This is a genomic window from Duganella guangzhouensis, assembly GCF_009674535.1.
Lineage (GTDB): Bacteria > Pseudomonadota > Gammaproteobacteria > Burkholderiales > Burkholderiaceae_D > Rugamonas > Rugamonas guangzhouensis.
Map to the genome: position 1 here is coordinate 289,630 of NZ_WKJK01000007.1, position 18,830 is coordinate 308,459.

11 protein-coding genes are annotated in these 18,830 nt (G+C 60.3%); 5 read left to right on the forward strand and 6 right to left on the reverse strand.

All coding sequences use genetic code 11. The features are described from left to right. Nucleotides 1-68: 68 nt before the first annotated feature. Nucleotides 69-2,378, reverse strand: coding sequence for a TonB-dependent hemoglobin/transferrin/lactoferrin family receptor (locus GJ699_RS15655; protein ID WP_154377796.1), 2,310 nt, complete (start codon nt 2,376-2,378; stop codon nt 69-71). Nucleotides 2,379-2,621: 243 nt separating this feature from the next. Next, on the reverse strand, nt 2,622-3,254 hold the full coding sequence (locus GJ699_RS15660; RefSeq protein WP_154377798.1) for a DUF433 domain-containing protein: 633 nt from the start codon (nt 3,252-3,254) through the stop codon (nt 2,622-2,624). A 146-nt stretch (nt 3,255-3,400) separates the two neighbouring features. Between GJ699_RS15660 and GJ699_RS15665 the strand changes: the two genes are divergently transcribed. The 5 genes from GJ699_RS15665 (at nt 3,401) to GJ699_RS15685 (ending at nt 12,766) form a co-directional block, all read left to right on the forward strand. Beyond that, nucleotides 3,401-4,375 (forward strand): DUF4268 domain-containing protein, encoded by a 975-nt coding sequence (locus GJ699_RS15665; RefSeq protein WP_154377800.1) that lies wholly within the window; start codon nt 3,401-3,403, stop codon nt 4,373-4,375. Nucleotides 4,376-4,442: 67 nt separating this feature from the next. Next, nucleotides 4,443-5,228: an esterase/lipase family protein gene (locus GJ699_RS15670; RefSeq protein WP_195763554.1), complete on the forward strand. Its 786-nt coding sequence runs from the start codon at nt 4,443-4,445 to the stop codon at nt 5,226-5,228. Nucleotides 5,229-5,331: 103 nt separating this feature from the next. Then, nucleotides 5,332-8,037 carry an exo-rhamnogalacturonan lyase family protein gene (locus tag GJ699_RS15675; protein WP_154377805.1) on the forward strand — a complete coding sequence of 902 codons (2,706 nt, stop codon included), beginning with the start codon at nt 5,332-5,334 and terminating at the stop codon, nt 8,035-8,037. Further along, nucleotides 8,034-10,223: a GDSL-type esterase/lipase family protein gene (locus GJ699_RS15680; protein ID WP_195763555.1), complete on the forward strand. Its 2,190-nt coding sequence runs from the start codon at nt 8,034-8,036 to the stop codon at nt 10,221-10,223. Before GJ699_RS15675 ends, GJ699_RS15680 begins: the two co-directional genes overlap by 4 nt. Before the next feature lie 119 nt (nt 10,224-10,342). Further along, nucleotides 10,343-12,766 (forward strand): TonB-dependent receptor domain-containing protein, encoded by a 2,424-nt coding sequence (locus tag GJ699_RS15685; protein ID WP_154377807.1) that lies wholly within the window; start codon nt 10,343-10,345, stop codon nt 12,764-12,766. 26 nt (nt 12,767-12,792) lie between these two features. Here the strand turns inward: GJ699_RS15685 and GJ699_RS15690 are convergent, their stop codons facing one another. From GJ699_RS15690 to GJ699_RS15705, 4 genes are all read right to left on the reverse strand, one after another. Continuing rightward, nucleotides 12,793-13,233, reverse strand: coding sequence for a hypothetical protein (locus tag GJ699_RS15690; protein ID WP_154377810.1), 441 nt, complete (start codon nt 13,231-13,233; stop codon nt 12,793-12,795). A 62-nt stretch (nt 13,234-13,295) separates the two neighbouring features. Beyond that, nucleotides 13,296-13,754 carry a glycoside hydrolase family protein gene (locus GJ699_RS15695; protein ID WP_154377812.1) on the reverse strand — a complete coding sequence of 153 codons (459 nt, stop codon included), beginning with the start codon at nt 13,752-13,754 and terminating at the stop codon, nt 13,296-13,298. An 87-nt stretch (nt 13,755-13,841) separates the two neighbouring features. Beyond that, the gene (locus GJ699_RS15700) at nt 13,842-15,542 is read right to left on the reverse strand and encodes a rhamnogalacturonan acetylesterase (RefSeq protein ID WP_154377814.1); all 1,701 of its coding nucleotides are present in this window, start codon (nt 15,540-15,542) and stop codon (nt 13,842-13,844) included. After that, complete coding sequence (locus GJ699_RS15705) at nt 15,542-18,694, reverse strand: TonB-dependent receptor (RefSeq protein ID WP_371867570.1); 3,153 nt, start codon at nt 18,692-18,694, stop codon at nt 15,542-15,544. Before GJ699_RS15705 ends, GJ699_RS15700 begins: the two co-directional genes overlap by 1 nt. Nucleotides 18,695-18,830 lie beyond the last annotated feature (136 nt).

The window sequence follows — 18,830 nt, forward strand, 5'->3', positions numbered from 1 at the left end:
TGTGCCCCTTTTTTCTGTTGATGAGAAGTGAATAAAACCGCCGGCCTTGCTCAGGCCGGCGGGACAAGTTAAAACGCCAGGTTCAGCGACGCGGCCGCAGTGCGGCCCGATTCGGTCAGCAGTTCCATATCGCGGCGGTCACGCGCAACCGACGGTTGCAGATTGCGCGCGCTGGAATAATCCCAGTAACGTTTGTCGCCGAGGTTGTAGATGCCGAGATCCAGGCGCGTGTTCTTGTTGATCTGCCAGTAGCTGATCAGGTCGAACACGGCATAGCCTGGCACACGGAACAGCGCCGTGGTGGAATCGGTCAGCGCGGTGCCGGCGTTGGTGTAGGCATCGCGATTGGTCGCCACTGCCTGTTTGCCGGCGACGAAGGTGCCGGTCAGATTCAGTCCCCATGCTTTTTGTGGCGCGTCGTAGCCGGCGCCGATGATGGCTTTGCGTGGCAGCACCGAATCGAGTGGCACGTCCTTGTCGCCGTCGTAGTGGGATTTGGAGGTGCCACGGCTCAAGCCCATGGCCCAGGTAGAGTAAAAGCCTTGGGCCAGCGGATTCCACTGTCCGTGCTCCAGCCGCGCGCTGAGTTCGAGGCCGTAAATCTTGGCATCGTCGCGATTCTCGGCCTGGTAGATGGTGCCGATGTGCGCCGGCACATTGGTGAACAGGCTTGGATACAGCGCGCGCGTGTAGCGAGTGTAGGCGATGAAGTTGTTGTACTTGGTGTAGAACAGCGACGAGTTCAAGGTCACGCCCGGCGTCGGCTTACCCTTGACGCCGACTTCGAAGGCATCGCTGGTTTCCTCTTTCAGATTTTGGTTGCCGACCAGCGCGTACTGGTTGCCGGTGAGGTAGTTGCTGGCCAGGTTCCAGGAGCCGAAGATCTCGCCGGCCGATGGCGCGCGGCCGCTACGCTTGTATTGCGCGTACGCCAGCATGGTTGGCGTCAGGTCGTAGCTCAGGCCAAGGCTGGGGCTCCAGATGGTGTTGCTGCGGCTGCCGTACATCTTTTCCACGTCGGCGATCGTCAGTACGCCCGAGACAAAGTTGTCCAGATCACGTGTCTTGATTTTGACGTAGTCGCCGCGCAAGGCGGGGATCACCATCAGGCGATGGCCGCCGAGGTCGAAGCTGATGTCATCCTGCACGAAGACGCCCGCGCGCACGGTGGTGGTGTCGGGCTGCGGCTTCATGTAGCCGGAGACGTTCCATGGCCGGTCCACGTCCTGCGTGGAGGCGTTGATGCCATAGCTGACGTTGTGCCGATCCAGTCGCTTGCTGGCCACGCTCGACACGCCCCAGGTCCGGGTCTTGTTCTCGGACACATTGCGCACTTTGGCGCTGGTGGACAAGGTGGTGGTGTCGGTGGTGTCTTCGGTATCGGTGCTCTGGAAGTACAGGCGCGTATCGGCTTGATCGATCCAGGCGTAGTTCGGGGTCCATTGGTGCGTCAGCTGCAGCGTGTTGCGGCTGGTGTCGCTATGCTGCTGCGAATTTTCGGTGATGGTGGTGCTATTGGTGTCCCAGCCGTTGAAGAAGGTGTCGTTCTTGCGGCGGTATAAATCGGCCGACAGTTCGAGTCGATTGCGGGCGTCGATACGCAGGCCGCCCTTGAGCAGCAAGGCGTCCGAGTTCCAGTCGTTCGCCATGCTGTCGACGATATCGCTGTTGTTGCGGGTGGCGTGGCCGTCGCGGCGCGAATAGCTGATCAGTCCGTCCAGATTGCCGCTTTTACCGGCGGCGGTCACGCTCTCGTTCCACGAGCGGTCGGCCGAGTCGTAGCCGAGTTTGGCGCCGAAGTAAGAGGTCTTGTCGCCACGCAGATAGTCGTCGGCCGACTTGGTCTTGAAGCTCACCGCGCCACCGATGCCGCCGGCCGAACGCTTGGCCGAGGTGGTGCCGGAGAGGATATTCACGGTGGAGAACATCTCCGGATCGATGAAGTCGCGACCGACACCAAAGGTATTGACGCCGGCCCGGCTGACGTAAGGACGGGTGGTGGCATCCGGCATTTCCACGCCATCGACATCCATGCCGACACGGTTGCCTTCGATGCCGCGAATGTTATAGCCGGTGGTGCCGGAACGGTCGAAGCTGCTGCGGTTGCGCGTGGTGCCGGCGGCGGTGCCGGGCGCGGACACCAGCGGTTGATTGCGCACCACGTCCTTCATGTTGTTGGCGCGATCCAGCTCGTCGCCGCTGATGGTGGTGCTTGTGCCCGGTTCTGCCTGCTCGGTGACGTCGACTTGCGGCAGGATTTGTGGGGCTGGGGATGGGGTGTTGCTGTTTTCCTGGGCAAATGCCGAGGCCAGGAACAGGGTGGAGATGGCGCAGGCCAAGGCGGTCCGGGCCAGCAGAGGGTTGGGGCATCCAGTCATATACTTTTTTCGTCGTTGTTATTAGCTGGATACCTCCTTTATGGTGTGGTGGGGATTTCTGGCTGGCGCATCATGATATATCAAATGATAATCATTTGCATCTACATTTCTTGCTGATAAGCTCTAGTATTCGCCTCCTCCCCGCTCAACTTCCTGTCTCAGGATCGTTAAACAAGGCGGGTGGGTCATTGAAAGGGTTAAGGACCTCAATGCCCCGGTGACGAAAATCCTTGAGGTTCTGTGTCACTGCGGTTGCTGGTTGATTCGTCGCAACGATAGAGATGAAAGGTCGTCCAAAGCATCAAAGTTCAATCCTGCAAGGACACGCTTGGTTGATTTCTTGGGGTAAGGACGGCCTTTCTTGGGGATCGATTCTGAAAATTCCTTTGCCACCTTCAGTTGATCTAGTGATAGCCCAGGATAATCCTCTTGGACTTGCTGCAACGTGTAGTTTTCAAACAAGGCACCTACACGATAGACCTCAACGCTGGTTCCCTTGATGAAGGGGTCATCAGGATCGCCTTCAACCTGATCTTTCAGTCTGCGAAGCACCTCCAGTTTTTCTTCAACTCGACGCTTTAAATCCTTAACTGGCATTTGGAACTTATTGAATGTAACCAGCGGTCCTTTAGGAGAGGCAAGAAAAGCTTGGTGCAATTCAAATCGCCCTTCAGGCGTCAACAGATGGCCGACATCAATCAGCGCCTGGAAATACATGAGATCGGGCATCCCCAACAGACGCACTCGTTGCTTCCCCTTTATCACTTTCGATACCGACAGGGCCGCATGCGCATCCACGGTGCGGGTAATTTCCTTGAGGGGTGTCCCAAAGACGAAAGCCGCTTCCCTGAGCGTCAAGGCTGTTTTGTGGGTCATGACGTACCTCTCGCTTTAATCACACCCTGATTTTAGGGTTGATTTACAAGAAGTCAAGTCTCGATCTGGAATGTTGCCGTTAAGATAGCAACAAGGCATACTTACTTCCTGTCCCTACCAGCAAAAACAAGAAAGGCTTTATTTAGATGGAACTCGGTACTATCCAAAACGTCAGCCTGAAATCCCTATGGCCCGGTGAAGCGACGCATTTCACGCCGTGGCTGGCCCAAAATCTCGATGTTCTCGCAAAAAAGCTTGGCACTGATCTGGAACTGGTCGCCACCGAGGCATCTGCCGGAGATTTTTCCGCCGATATCATCGCCCGTGATCTTGGCCGTAATCGCCTGGTCGTCATTGAGAACCAATTCGGCGGAACCGATCATAAGCACTTGGGGCAACTGCTCACATATTCGTCTGTACTCGGCGCTGGCGCTGTCGTTTGGATCGCGGAAACAATTCGGCCAGAGCATAAATCTGCCATTGATTTCCTCAACCTGAATTTAAAAGAGTCCTTAAGCCTATACGCTATTGAGGCATCTGCGGTCCGCATCGACAATTCAAAGCCCGCCTTTATATTAAACGTCGTTTCAATGCCAAGCGAAGCCCCTTTGGTGACAACAGAATCAGGCCAACAGCTATCTGAAACGAAAGAGAAATATAGAAATTACTTCCAGAGCCTGATCGACGAGCTTCGTGAAAAGCACTACTTCACGAACGCGCGCGCCGGGCAGCCACAAGCCTGGTACACGTTCGCATCTGAAAACTCCAAGCTCTATAAGTACTCTGCAAATTTCTCGCAAGGCGGCAAAGCACGCGTTGAGGTGTACATCGATTGCGGCGACAAAGCTAAAAATGAAGAGGTCTTCGACTGCCTGTTCAAGGATAAAGAGCAAATCGCAGCGATGGTCGGCAGCGAGTTGAGCTGGGAACGACTGGACAATCGCCGCGCTTGCCGAATTGCGATCTATCGCGACGGTGACATCGACATGGACTCAGAGGAATTAGCGGAAGTCCGGAACTGGAGCATTCGAAATCTACTCAAATTCAAGGAAATCTTCCCACAGCGATTTTCAAAATGCGAACGTGATCTGTTCGCTGCGAAATCAGTGGGATTAAGTTAAGAGTCATTCATCGCATCGCAGATCTATCGTCAGAACTACATTCATCGATATGGAAAACGGAGGCGGCATGGCGACGATCGTTCTGGTACACGGCATTCTGGGCGTGGGTTCTGAGTTGTTTCCCACCCATGCTTTGCCGATTCGGCCGGTGGTTGATTATTTCAATGGCGTGAAGGTGCATTTGGAGAAGTCTGGGATCGGCGTCATGGCGCCTACTACGCCGCCGTTGCAGGCGATTGAGGATCGCGGCAAGCTGCTGGCGCAGAGTCTGGACAGTCTGCCCGCCGGCCGGGTCGATATCATCGCGCACAGCATGGGTGGGTTGGATGCGCGGTTCGTGCTGCATCGCTATCCCGATATTGCGCAACGGATTACGTCGCTCACCACCATAGGCACACCGCATCGCGGTTCGGCGGTCGCGGACATGGTGCGCTCGGGGACGAATGCGCTGTACGATCTGGCGCCGGCATTTCTGACCAGGCAAATCGGCGCGCTGACCGATCTAACCACCGCACGCGCACAGGCGTTCAACGAGAAGACGCCGGATGCGGGCGGTGTGCATTACATGAATATCGCGGGCGTCGCGCCGATGAATTCGCAGCAGCTGTTGCTGCAGTTGGCCGCCGAGATAGGCAAGCTGTCCGGCGCCAACGATGGCGTGGTGCTGCGCAGCTCCGCCCTGTACGACAAACACGAACATCTGGACGACTGGCCGGTCGATCATTTCGGTGAAATCGGCTGGGCCAGTTGGCGCGGTGGATTGAGCGTTCAGGCCAGCGACTTCTATCCCGATCAACATCTTGAGCGATACAATACGTTACTTGCCAAGATCTGGTCCCTGCCCGCCAGATAAGGCGCGGTTTAATCAGAGTCGTGATTAGATGGCGTAGGCCGTTGACACTGGATTTCGGAATCCCGATACTCGTTCGCTACCCAACAACGAGTAGCCCGATGCCATGTCACTGAGCCGACGCAGTTTTCTGAAATCCGCCGCCGCCGGCACGCTGCCCGTCATGATGACGGCCGCAGCCAGCACACCCGACACGCCCCGTCACGATGCCGTCATCGACAACGCCACACTGCGCTGGCTGGATGGTGCTGCACCGGCCATCTCCACCGGCACCACTCTGGGCGTGCCATGGCCGCGCGGGCAGCATCGCGCCACGCAGGCGTTCGCGCTCACAACAGCGGATGGCAAGCCGGTGGCGATGCAATCGTGGCCACTGGCCTGGTGGCCGGACGGTTCGCTCAAGTGGACCGCGCACGCCCTGCCCGCCAACGCCGGCCTGGCCTCCGGCCTGCGTCTGGCCGCCGTGGACAAGCCCCCCGCCACAACCGACACACTCAAGCTGGAACAGCGCGCCGATGCGATCGTGGTCGACACTGGCGTGATCCGCTGCACCATCCCCAAACGCGGCGAGGCGGTGATTCAGTCGATCAGCCGTAACGGCCGCGATATCGCCCGTAACGGCCGATTGGTGGCGATAGCCGCCAACACGCCAGACACCGAAGCGGCCAACACCGCGCAGCACCAATACAGCAGCACCATCACCGCCGTCACAGTCGAGCAGACAGGCCCGGTACGCTGCGTCATCAAGGTCGATGGCAAGCACAGTACAACGGCCAGACAGTGGTTGCCATTCTCGCTGCGACTGTACTTGTACGCCGACGCGGAGTCGGTGCGCATCATGCACACTTTCGTGTTTGATGGCGATGAACAGCAGGACTTCATCCGTGGCCTGGGCGTGCGCTTCGACGTGCCGCTCAGCGGCGCGCTGTATGACCGTCATGTGCGCTTTGCGGGCGAACATCCGGGGCTGTGGGCGGAAGCGGTGCAGGGGTTGACAGGCTTGCGTCGCGATCCCGGTGCCGCGTTCCGCGAGGCGCAGGTGGCGGGCCTGCCCTGCCCTCCACTGGCGCAGATGGCGACTCGGGTGTCGTCGGCGCTGCATCTGGTGCCGGCGTGGGGCGACTACACGCTGTCGCAACTGAGTGCGGATGGCTTCCAGATCCGCAAGCGCACCAAGCCCGGTCACGGCTGGATCGATGCCGATGCGGGCAAGCGCGCCGCCGGTAGCGGTTATATCGGTGGCAGCGGCGGTGGCGTGGCGTTCGGCCTGCGCGATTTCTGGCAGCGACATCCCACCCGGCTGGACATCCGCAATGCGCAGACCGACAGCGCCGAAGTCACGCTGTGGATGTGGTCTCCGGATGCGCCGGCGATGGATCTGCGCTTCTACCACGACGGCATGGGCATGGAGACCCACGAGCAGGAGCTGCAGGGACTGGACATCACTTACGAGGATTACGAAAAAGGCTATGGCACACCGAACGGCGTCGCCCGCAGCAGCGAAATCACCTTGTGGGCACTGGCCGCAACGCCGAGCCGCGAGCGCATGGTGCAGATTGCCGCCGCTGTGCAAACGCCGCCGCAGTTGGTGGCATCACCCGCGCATCTGTTGGCCAGCGGCGTGTTTGGCCGTTTATGGAGTCTGCCGGACCGTTCGACGCCGGCCAAGACGGCTATCGAGGATGAGCTGGACCGCCGCTTCGATTTCTACAAGGGCCAGGTTGAGCAACGTCATTGGTACGGTTTCTGGAACTACGGCGACATCATGCACACCTACGATGCGGACCGTCACGTCTGGCGCTACGACGTCGGCGGCTATGCCTGGGACAATTCGGAGCTGTCGCCGGACCTGTGGCTGTGGTATTCCTTCCTGCGCAGCGGCCGCGCCGATATCTTCCGGCTGGCCGAGGCGATGGTGCGGCACACCAGCGAGGTCGATATCTATCACTCCGGGCGTTTCGCCGGTCTCGGTTCGCGCCACAATGTGCAGCACTGGGGCTGTAGCGCCAAGCAGTTGCGCATCAGCGCCGCCGTGTATCGCCGCTTCTATTACTTCCTCACAGCCGATGAGCGGATCGGCGACATCATGCGCGAACTGCTGGATGCGGATGCCAAGCTGGAGGCCACCGACCCGGTGCGCAAGATCGCCAACGCGCCGCCGAAAGGACAGTATCCGGCGCGCGCCAGCTTCGGCACCGACTGGGGTTCGCTGGCCGGCAATTGGCTGACCGAATGGGAGCGCGGCGGCAATCAACGCTATCGCGACAAGCTGTTGACCGGCATGCGCGACATCGCCGCCATGCCGCATGGCTTCTTCAACGCCGACCGCGCCGGCTATGAGCAGGACAGCGGCCATCTGCACAATATGACCGGTGATAAGGTCGCCGCCAGCCATCTGAATTCGGTGTTCGGCGCGGTGGAAGTTTTCGCGGAGCTGATCGACATCACCGGTCAGCAGGATTTCGAAAAGGCGTGGATTCAATACTGCACGCTGTTCAATGCAGACAAGGCGGCGCAGATCCGCGCGCTCGGCATGCCGCACGGTGGTAGCACTGTGCTGCGGGTTGGGCATTCGCGACTGACTGCTTACGCGGCGGCGCGCACCAAGGATGCGGCGCTGGCGCGGCGGGCATGGGGTGAGTTCTTTGAGCATCCGCTCAAGCCGCTGCGACCGATCGCGGTCAACGGTCCGGCGGTACTGAATCCGATTCAGGAAGTGGACTGGATCAGCACCAACGATACCGCGCAATGGGGTCTGGCGGCGATTCAGAACCTGGCGCTGATTGGCGATTATCTGCCGGAGGCCAAATGATACGAGGCGTTCTTTGTGCCACGCTGGCGGCAGCCAGCATGCAGGCTGCCGCCGCCGACAGTTGGCACTTCACGTTCGGCACGGCGCGGCAAGGCGAGACCGTGGTACGGCCGGACATGGAGTACAGTAGCCAGCGCGGCTTTGGCTTTGAGCCGGGAGCGGTGGTGCGCACTACTGCCGGTTATCTCACCAGCGATCAGCCATTCTTCTTCTCGGCCGACCTCCCCGAGGGGAATTACAACGTCACAGTTACGCTGGGTGGCAACGAGGCCGCCAACACCACCGTCAAGGCCGAGCTTCGGCGGCTGATGCTGGAGCGGGTGGCCACGGCGCCAGGCGGCAGCGTCACACGCACCTTCACCGTCAACGTCCGCACGCCGCGCATTCCGGCGGTGGCGGGCGTAAAGGCCGGTCGTGTGGACCTGAAGTCGCCGCGCGAAACCGTGCAGGAAGCATGGGCCTGGGATCAACGCCTGACGCTGGAATTCAACGGCGACCATCCGGCCATCCGCGCCATCGATATCACGCCGGTGCAGGCGCCCACGCTGTTCCTGCTGGGCGACTCCACTGTGTGCGATCAGCCGGGCGAGCCGTACAACAGCTGGGGCCAGATGCTGCCACGCTTCTTCAAGCCGGGCATCGCAGTGGCCAATCATGGCGAGTCGGGTGAAACCTATCGCGACTCATTGGCGCGCCGCCGGCTGGACAAGATCCTCAGCGCCCTCAAGCCCGGCGACACGGTGCTGATGCAGTTCGGGCACAACGACCAGAAACAGATCAAGGATGGCAAGGGCGGCCCGTTCACCACCTACAAGGACGAGATCCGCGCGCACGTAGAGGCGATCCGCGCGCATGGTGGCACGCCGGTCATCATCTCATCGATGGAGCGCCGCAACTTCGACGCCAACGGCAAGGTGGTGCCTTCGCTGATCGATTATGCCAACGCCGCGCGCCAGTCGGCACAGGAGCTGGGCGTCGCCTTCATCGATCTGAACGCGATGAGCAAGCCGTTTTACGAGGCGCTGGGGCCGGAGCAGTCGAAGCTGGCGTTTGCCGAGCCGCAGCCGGGCCGCATCGACAATACGCACCACAACAGCTACGGTAGCTACGAGCTGGCGCAGGCGGTGGTGACTGGGCTGCGGAAGGCCGGCCTGCCAGTGGCGGCGTATATCGCTGATGGCTATGGTCACTTCGATCCGTCCCATCCCGATCCGGTGGCGTCATTCGCGGTGCCGGCCAGCCCGAACTTCAGCAATCAGCGGCCGCTGGGCGATGAGAGTAATGCCGCCGTGCCGGCTGCAAGCGCTTATCTGTTCACCTACTTCATCGGCAACGGCGAGGATGGCCTGCATCTCGCGGCCAGCCAGGACGGCTACCACTGGGACAAGCTGGGACAGGGCCGCAGCTTTCTGAAGCCGGAGGTCGGCAATGCGAAGCTGATGCGCGATCCCTGCATCGTGCGCGGGCCGGATGGCACTTATCACATGGTGTGGACCAGCGGCTGGCAGGAGAACAATATCGGTTACGCGTCGTCCAAGGATCTGGTGCACTGGTCGAAGCAGCAGCAGATTCCGGTGATGGCGAGCGAGCCGGGTACGCTGAACGCATGGGCGCCGGAGATCATCTACGATGACAAACGCGGCGAGTATCTGATCTTCTGGGCTTCCACGGTGCCGGGCAAGTTTGCGGAGACGGCAGGTTCGTCCGAAGAGAAGTACAACCACCGCATGTACTACACCACCACCAAGGATTTCGTCAGCTACGCGCCGACCAAGCTGTTTTACGATCCCGGCTTCAGCGTGATCGACGCCACCTTCCTGCGCGCGAACGGTAAGCACTATCTGCTGGTGAAGGATGAAACGCGCAACCCGCCGCGCAAGTATCTGCAGATTGCCGAGGCTCCTGATCTGCAAGGCCCGTTCGGAAAACTGAGCGCGCCGATTTCGCCGCCGGGCGTGTGGGTGGAAGGTCCAACCACAATTCAGATTGGCGAAGACACAATTATTTATTATGATGCTTATAAAGATAAGCACTACGGCGCTTTGCGCTCACGCGATCTGCAGCACTGGGAGGATGTGAGCCAGCAAATGCACTTCCCGGACGAAGGCACGCCGCAGCGCATACGCCACGGTACCGTGATCGCGGTGCCGGAGGCGGTGATAGACAGCATCCGCAAGGTGAACTGACGTGTGGGACCGCCCACTGAATAACGGCCGCATTGGTGATCCTTGCGGCCTATTTTTTTTTGAAGGCCGAATGTAACAGGCCATTTACAAGACAGCAATCAACCATTAACAGAGATGTGATGAACAAGACCCCTCTAATCCCCGGCGGCCTGGCCGGATTGACCCTGCTGTGCAGCGGCGCGGCGGCGTTGGCGCAGACCCAGCCCGTGGCGCCGGTCACTCCTGCCACCGCCACCACCACCAACACCGCCACACCGGCCGCGAGCAAGCCGGCCGACAGCAGCGCCACCGTCAGCGCGACGGCGGCCAAGACCGACAAGAAGCCCGACGCCAAGCCGGCCGACGACAGCAGCATGCAAAGCATCGAGGTGGTGGCGCAGCGGCCGAATGAGCAGATTGACCGCTCCGTCTATGACCTTAAGCAGGAAGTGATTACGCCGGCGGCATCGGCGGCGGACGTCATCGCCAACGTGCCGAATGTGACGGTAGACCAGGATGGCAAGGTCGCCATACGCGGCAACCAGAACACGCAGATTTTCGTCGACGGCAAACGCTCGGCCATGTTCTCGGGCGCGAATGCGGGCGATGCGCTGAACAGCTACCCGGCCGAGGCGCTGGAAAGCGTGGAGGTCATCACCGTGCCGGGCGCGGAATTCGGTTCCGAGGGCGGCGGCGGTCCTATCCTGAATCTGATCACGCGCCGCGTGCGGCCGAAAGGCAGCCAGGGCGCGGTCAGCGCCGGCTTTGGTCCGGATGGGCGTCGTACCACTTCCATCGTCGGCAGCTACAACGAAGGCCGCTACCAGTTGGAGGGACAGGCTGGCTTCAACCGCAACGTGACCGAGCGCACCGGCTGGAGCAATTCGCTGACCAACACCGGCAGCACCAGCTCCTCCACTCAGCGCGTTGGTTCGAGCCACTCAGACTCGAACATCTTCATGCTGAATCCGACCTTTACCTACAACGTCGGTGAAACTGATCGCTTGAGGGTGGCGCTGAACTACAACCGTAACAACAGCGAAAACGAATCGCTGAATGATTATGTGATCTATCAGGGCCAGCCAACGCCGTACCAGCAATACCGGCAGCGCAGTGGTGGCGATAGCCATCTGACGGTTTATCAGTTAGCCCTCACCTACGAGCAGAAGTTCAATCGCACCGATAAGCTGAACTACGATTTTCGTACCTCGGGCAACGACAAGGATGGCGAGAGCCGCAACATCAACAGCTATACCATCACGCCGCCGACCGGACCTAGTCCGCAATTCCTGAACGGGAATAACACCACCAGCCATCTGAGTGAATTCAGCATGGACTACACCAAGGCGCTGACGCCAATGGTGCTGGTGACGGCCGGGATGAAGGCGGGGATCAACACTGGCCGCAGTGACGCCGATTACTTCAACATCGATCCGATCACCGGCGAGGAAGTCATCGATGTCAACCGTGCCAGCGCCTTCAAGACCACCGAGCGTTCGTATGCGGCCTACTTCACCACCAACGCAAAACTAAGCGATCACTGGACCATCAAGCCGGGCATGCGCTACGAGGTGGTCAACCGCAGCATCGATTACATCAACCAGAGCAACTCGGCCAGCGACAGCAGCAAGAAACTGATGCCTAGCATGTTTGTGCAATACGCCTGGGGAGAGCTGGGCAACTCCACACTGACTGGTGCTTTCACGCGGCGCATCACGCGTCCTAGCCTGGATGACATCAACCCCTATGTGCAGTATGTCAGCGACACCAGCTACAAAGTCGGCGATCCGCGCATCGCGCCGATGAATGGCGATAAGTACGAGATCAAATATGATGACAAGTGGGGCTGGCTGAATTACACCATCACGCCGTATCGCGAAAAGGATTCGCCGCTGATCGGCCGTGCGCTGACGCCGGTGCCGGGTACCGCCATCGTCATCACCGAGTCGGTGAACTACGGCGCCAAGTCCACCAATGGCGTCAGCATCAACGTCCAGGCCCGCCCTGACCGCACCATGAATTTCGGCGCGACGGTCAATCTTCAGCATTTAACGCAGTCGGTGCTGGCCACCCAGTACAACGCCGACGGCACGCGCTACAGCAGGGAGTATGAGCTGGTGTCCGATCCCAAGATCGTGCAACTGCGCGCGCAGTACAACATCGGCGATCATAGCTTCCAGCTGAATGCCAATTACAACGGCAAGCGTTTGATCGGCCTGAATCAGGTCGACTCCAGCTGGCAAGTGAATCCCGGCTGGAGCTGGCGTTTCGCGCCCGGCCTGACGCTGCGCGCCAGCATCCGCGATCTGTTCAACAGCAATGTGAATCACCAGATCCAGTATTCGGACACGGTGCAATCGGAGAGCTACAGCCGCCAGGCGGGCCGGGTCTACAGCCTTGCGCTCAGCTACAGCTTCGGTGGCGTGACCGGTGACCAGCGCCTGCGCAACGGCGGCAATATGTTCCGTGGCCCGCAAGGCGAAGGCGGTGGTCGTGGTCCGGGTGGTGGTGGATTCCCAGGTGGCGGCGGTGGTGGTTTCCCGGGCGGTGGCGGTCCGGGTTAAATGGCGGCGGCTGAATACTTGCCGCCCTACCTTTTACCGCCACGCCTTACAGCGTCGAAGTAGTAGCCATTCCAGTGGATGACAATGACACCGGGGCGCTTGAGGAATATATGCGTGCAGCGGGCATCAACAGACGTTACTGGATCAGGGAGCCCCATGCCGGCCACGCTTGCATGACTCTCCTCGCGGAATGATTGTACAAGATCCCGAGTAATTCGTTCATAGGTCGGCTCTTCACACTTCTCGCCGCCAAAGACGAAGGCGCGTTTCCCAATTTCCACCGGTTTTCCGATCAGGGCACGCGCCTCTCTGTCCGACATAGCTGCGATGTCGGCTACGCCAACGACTTTGACAATGCGCCAGAGACCGTAGATGTCTGAGTTATTCGCGATCACGGGCTCACTATCGTCACCAGACCAGGCACTTGCAGAAGAAATGACCAGCCAAGCCATTAAAACGAGAGTCATCGGGCGAGGTCGACGAAGCATGTCATGCCGTCTCATAGTTCATTCTCCCTAGAACTTCAGCTTTAGTTCTTAGCTTCGCGGAAGGGTGCGCTTTCCTCGGCTCTGCGCGATATCAGGCCACGAGCGACCACACGTTTGGTTCCTTTCCTGGTTCTTACTGTAATGTAGATCGTTCGGGATATACCCACGGCCGCGCCTTTGAAATCGCCTTTATCCACTTTCGCCAGAACGCTCTCGGCGCCACGTTGACCAGCATTGAACGTGAAACTCACCAGTGCATCGAACTGCTCCTGGTTGAGTGCCTGACGAAGCACACGCTTGCGAACCACCCGCTCGGCCTCTGCGACCTTTTGCGAAAAAGTTATCTCGACCTTTTCCGCGCTAACCGGCATCGACAACTCTTCCGTCGTACATGGGCCTCTATGCGCTAGCGTACCAATTCCCCATGTACAATTTCCGCGTCCAGGCCCGCCATCGTCGTAATAACGATACTGCGCAGTTTCTCTCTGGCGCATTCTCATGCGAGCACCTAGGTCCCAACGGAGGTACAACTCTATGCTCGAATTTCCCTTGATATGCTGATGCTACTCAATTCAGCAGCATAGAATCTAGCGCGCTTCTGCCGATTGTGGCGGCAGCGGCTTCAGGTCGGCGGCTGGGATTTTCTGGCCTTCGGGCGACAGGTAGGCGCCCAGTGGATTGCCTTGCAAACCTTTGAAGGCTGACACCACGCTTTGGGCGTTGAATACGGCGCCTGCTTCGTTGGTGTGGGTGCGGGCGTCGGCAAAGTAGCTGCCGACGGTCTGCGCGCCCAGTTCGCGGTAGCCGTCGCTGATGACGATGGTCAGGTCGGCAAAGCGCGCACCGCCTTTCTGCGCCACTTCCTGGTCCCATGCGGCGAAGCTGGCGAAGTCGCGGCTTTGCTCCCACGCGTCCTTGTGCGGCACCGGCGACAGCAGGATCACGCCGGCGCCTTTGGCGCGGGCGTCGGCCACGTAGTTGGCCATGTACCAGCCGAAGGTGTGGACCTGTTCCTTGCTGCCGTCAGGTTTGATGTCTTCCACTGTTTCGGGGCCGATGCCTTTGCCCGAGGCGCGGCCCTTCATGGCCGGATCGCCGATGCGGCCGCCGTCGTTGTGGCCGAACTGGATGGCGACCACGTCGCCCGGCTTGAGCTGGTCCAGCACGCGCTGCCAACGTCCCTCGGTGTAGAAGGTGCGGCTGCTGCGGCCACCAATAGCGTGGTTGACGACGTTGATCTTGTTCGCATCGAAGAACGGGGCGATGCGCTCGCCCCAGCCGATGGCGCCATTGGCGCCACCGCTTTTAACCGTGGAATCGCCCACCAGGAATAAAGTGGGCAAAGCCGCATTCAGCGGCTTCTCGGTTGTGACCTTGGCGGCATCGACCACCGGTCTATCGTCTTCCAGCGCCGCTATCGCCTGGCCGGCAGCGCTGAACGGCAGCGCCTCCCGCAGCGCCTTCAAGCTCGCTACCACGGTGCGGGCGTTGAGTTCCGCGCCGGCCCAGTTGGTGTGGGTATGCTCGTCCGGCGTGGTCTGCGGGAACAGCTGCATGACGGCGTCGTGGCCAAGCGTATCGTACTGGCGCGCGACCTGCTCGTTCAAATCGATAAAGCCCAACTGCTGCTGGCGCGCCACCTGCGCTGCCCAACCGGCGTATGACGCGCCGTCGCGGACGATGCGACCCTGTTCATCCCAGCGCTTGCGCGGAATCGGTGAGCAGATGATGGCGGTGGCGCCGCGCGCCTTGATGTCGGCCACGAAGCGCCGCAGATACCAGCCGTAGCTGTGCACCGTTTCGTGCTGGCCGGTCAGCAGGTTGTCGATCTCCTGACTCTCGTCGCCCACGCCCTTGATGGTGCCGCGCGCGCGGCTGTTGTCATTGATCGCAGTGCTGTCGTTGTGGCCGAACTGGATCAGCACCACGTCGCCAGCCTTGATGTAGGCCAGCGTGCGCTCCCAATGGCCGCTGGTCAGGTAGGTGCGGCTGCTCAAGCCGCCAACGGCGCGGTTGACCACATTGATGCGCGTGGTGTCGAACAGCGCCGCCAGCGGATTGCCCCAGCCCCACTGACCCGCCGGGCCGAGACCCTGGCCGTCGTCACGTCCATTGCGGACGGTGGAGTCGCCGATCAGAATCAGCGACGGCAGCTTGGGATTGGCCGGTTCGGGCAGCACAACCTGCGCCCGCGCCGGGTCGGTGTTCACCGCCGCCGGCAGGGTTTGGGCCAGTGCCGCGGCGGCGCCGCAGCACATCACCCACATTGCAAAGAGACGTCGTTTCATCAGTTTTTAACAGAGACGCTGAAGAAGTAACGGCGGCCGGCCCATGCCACTTCGTCGACGCGGTATGGATCACCGCTGTCGGTGGTCTGCGCCTGGTCGGTCAGGTTTTTACCCTCCAGCGAGAAGGTGACGTTTTTGCTGTAGCGCCACTGGATCTTCGCGTCCAGGTAACCGGTCTTCTGGGTGAAGATCGGGTAACCGGAAACGTCCGAGGTACCGGTGTAGAAACGATCGCGGTAGTTGTAGGCCACGCGGGCGTTGATCGGTCCCAGGTCATACCAGATTGCGGCGTTGTAGCTGTTCTTCGACAGACCAGGGTAAGTCAGTTCGCTGCCGTCCAGTGGATTGATCAGAGCAGTACCCGGCGCATACTTGTAGTTCATGCGGGTGTAGTTCATGTCCAGACCCAAGCCGCGTGCATAGCTCGGCAGGAAGGTCAGCGCTTGACGCCAGGTCAGTTCGACGCCGTTGGTGGTGGCGCCCTGGCCGTTGACCGGACCGGTCACGTCGAACAGCGCACCGTTGTGGAACAGGTCGACGCCAAAGCGGGTGGCCTTGGTGATGATGTAGCTGTCGATCTCCTTGCGGAAGAAGCCTGCCGTCAGCTGGGTGTCCGCGCTTGGGTAGTATTCCAGGCTCAGATCCTTGTTGGTGGCGCGGTACGGCTTCAGGTCCGGGTTACCGGCGGTGCAATCGTCGGTGCCGTCGCCACCGACTGCGGCGGCGCCGCTGCCGAGGATACACGATGCACCCGGCACCAGCTTGTCGATGGCGGGACGCGCCATCACTTTGCCCCAGCCCAGACGCAGCATGAACTGGTCGGGGATCAGCCACATCATCGCATTGGCGCTCGGCAGATAGTCGTTGTACTTGTTGTCGACGCTGACGATGCTGTTGCTGATGACGGTGTCGGTGTAGTTGGTGCCGACGCCGGTCGGCGTACGCACAGTCAGTTTGCTCAGGCCCGTCGAGCTGTCGCGGGTGCCGGTGTAGCGCACGCCGATATTACCCCACAGGTTGCGGTTGAAGATCTCGGTATCAAAGTCAGCCCGCAGATAGGCGGAGCGGATGGTTTCCTTGACCTTGAAGGTCGGGATCTGCGGATACGTATTGCCGTCGTTGCCGACGGTACTGTAGACGTTATTGAAGTTGAAGTGCGAGGTGTCGAAGTACTGGGTGGCGTTGTTGTAGATGGGGCTCAGCCAGCTGCTTGGCACATTGCTCACGCCACTGTAGCCGCTGAAGAAGGTGCCCGGCGAACGGCCGGCCACCGCCGCAATCAGCGATGCCATCTGCGCCTGCGTGATGTACTTGGTGGTGTAGAAGGCGTTCGGGTACGTGGAACTGACCGACGGCAGTACGCCAGTGGTGTTGTATGGATCGTAGACAACGGTCGCATTGATGTTGGCCGACGCCGCGTAGATGTCGTCCGTGGTGCTGGTGGTGCCGTTATTGCTGACCAGGTAGCCACCGCCGTCATAACGTTGCGAGTCGGCCTTGCGGGCCTGAGCGCCGAACCACAGTTTGCTGAAGAACGGCGTGGTCAGACGGTACTTGAAGTCGACCTTGGCCTGATCTTCACTGTTCTTGGTCTCATATGGGCGATACTGCAACTGCGCCTGCACATAAGAGTTGACGTTGTCCGACGAATAGCCGGTCGGGAAGGTGAAGTGCGGCAGGCCCGCCGAGTCCAGCGTCACCACCAGGCCAGGCACGTTCTGCGTCAGCACGATCGAGTTGGTCTCATTGTGGTACTTGGATTTCGAGGAGTTCAGCAAGCCTTCCACTTCCAGCCGGTCGTGCTTGTAATTGAAGCCGGTGCTGATGTAGTCGGAGTTGACCTTCAGCCGGAAGTCACGCGCCGAGGTGCTGAACGCGCCCTGGCCGCCGACGCCGGATACATAGTCGCAGCTGCCGACGGTGTACTGGGTCACCACGTGGTTGGTCACGACCATGCCTGCCGGCGTGGTGGTGGTGGATGGCGCGATACAGGTGCCGGCGGTGGTCACGTTGCCGGTGCTGGTGTTGTAGACTGGTGCGGTGCCGGCGTTGGACAGACGCGTGGTGGCGCTGAAGTCGGTGCCGTAGTTACGGTCGTTCAGGCGCTGGTCCTGATCGTTGCGCTGGTAGCCGACAAAGGCAACCAGGTCGTTATTGAACTTGTACTGCGCGGTCAGTTCGGCCGACGAGCGCTTGTGATCACGGGTCCAGATGCCGTAACGCGCGGTGCCGGGGCTGTAGTCATACCATTGCGACAGGCAGGCGGTCTTCTGCGCCGCAGTCAGGCTGCTGGCCGAGCAGCCGGCCTGGGTGCTGATGCCGGCCACGGTCGGATCCAACGAGGTGATGGTCTTATCAGGCGAGAAGTCCCAGTCACGCAGGAAGCGCCAGCTGGTGTTGCGGCTGTAGTCATTCTGCGTCAGCACTTTGTCGTAGACGATGTTGGCCATGATGCCGAGGCGACCGTCCATGAATTTATCGGCCCACAGCAGGCTGCCGCGAGGCTGCACGCCGCCACGGCTGCTGGAGTTTTCGCCGGACACCGTGGTGGCGATGGTCATCTCTTTGAAGTCCAGCGGCTTGCGGGTGCGGATCGACACGGTGCCGCCGACGCCACCCTCGGTGAGGTCGGCGGTGGTGCCTTTATAGACGTCGATCGACGAGATCAGCTCGGAGGCCAGTTCGCGCAGCTCGGCGCCGCGACCGGCGGTGCCGTTGGTGGCCAGCACCGACATGCCGTTGATCTCGATGCGGTTCAGGTCCGGCTCAACGCCGCGAATCGACACTTGCGTGCCCTCGCCGAAGTCACGCGTCAGCTGCACGCCGGTGATGCGCGACAGTGCTTCGCCCACGTTCTTGTCCGGGAACTGGTTGACGTCTTCCGCGACGATGGAGTCGGATACGGTGGCGTTGCGGATCTTGCGGTCGATCGCCGAGGCAACCGATTTGCGCGTGCCGACCACCATCACGGTGGTCGCATCCGACGGTTCTTCCGGTGCGCGCGTTGCGGTGCTGCTGTTGCTGCTGTTGCTGTTTGCGGTATCAGTTTGCGCCAATGCGGTGCTGCTCGCCAGGATGGATAGTGCCGACGCGACTGCGACGGCGATGGCTGGGCGTGCGAAGCGGCTGGCTTCTTTCAAAGACTTGCTCACGAATGGTCCCCCGTTATTTATCAGCTTGTGGCTGCATTCTAGGTTGGAGTTGCGCGAAAAAGTCGGCGCCTGGCCAAAGAATCAAAATGATGATTGCGGCAAGTGGATTCTGTTGTTTGCGCAGCAGAGCACTGTC

What these genes read in the sequence shown, in the direction of transcription:
- GJ699_RS15680 (WP_195763555.1), top strand. Translation starts at nt 8,034, where the DNA reads ATGATACGAGGCGTTCTTTGTGCCACGCTGGCGGCAGCCAGCATGCAG.
- GJ699_RS15670 (WP_195763554.1), top strand. Translation starts at nt 4,443, where the DNA reads ATGGCGACGATCGTTCTGGTACACGGCATTCTGGGCGTGGGTTCTGAG.
- GJ699_RS15695 (WP_154377812.1), bottom strand. Translation starts at nt 13,754, where the DNA reads ATGAGAATGCGCCAGAGAGAAACTGCGCAGTATCGTTATTACGACGAT.
- GJ699_RS15660 (WP_154377798.1), bottom strand. Translation starts at nt 3,254, where the DNA reads ATGACCCACAAAACAGCCTTGACGCTCAGGGAAGCGGCTTTCGTCTTT.
- GJ699_RS15665 (WP_154377800.1), top strand. Translation starts at nt 3,401, where the DNA reads ATGGAACTCGGTACTATCCAAAACGTCAGCCTGAAATCCCTATGGCCC.
- GJ699_RS15700 (WP_154377814.1), bottom strand. Translation starts at nt 15,542, where the DNA reads ATGAAACGACGTCTCTTTGCAATGTGGGTGATGTGCTGCGGCGCCGCC.
- GJ699_RS15675 (WP_154377805.1), top strand. Translation starts at nt 5,332, where the DNA reads ATGTCACTGAGCCGACGCAGTTTTCTGAAATCCGCCGCCGCCGGCACG.
- GJ699_RS15655 (WP_154377796.1), bottom strand. Translation starts at nt 2,378, where the DNA reads ATGACTGGATGCCCCAACCCTCTGCTGGCCCGGACCGCCTTGGCCTGC.
- GJ699_RS15690 (WP_154377810.1), bottom strand. Translation starts at nt 13,233, where the DNA reads ATGACTCTCGTTTTAATGGCTTGGCTGGTCATTTCTTCTGCAAGTGCC.
- GJ699_RS15685 (WP_154377807.1), top strand. Translation starts at nt 10,343, where the DNA reads ATGAACAAGACCCCTCTAATCCCCGGCGGCCTGGCCGGATTGACCCTG.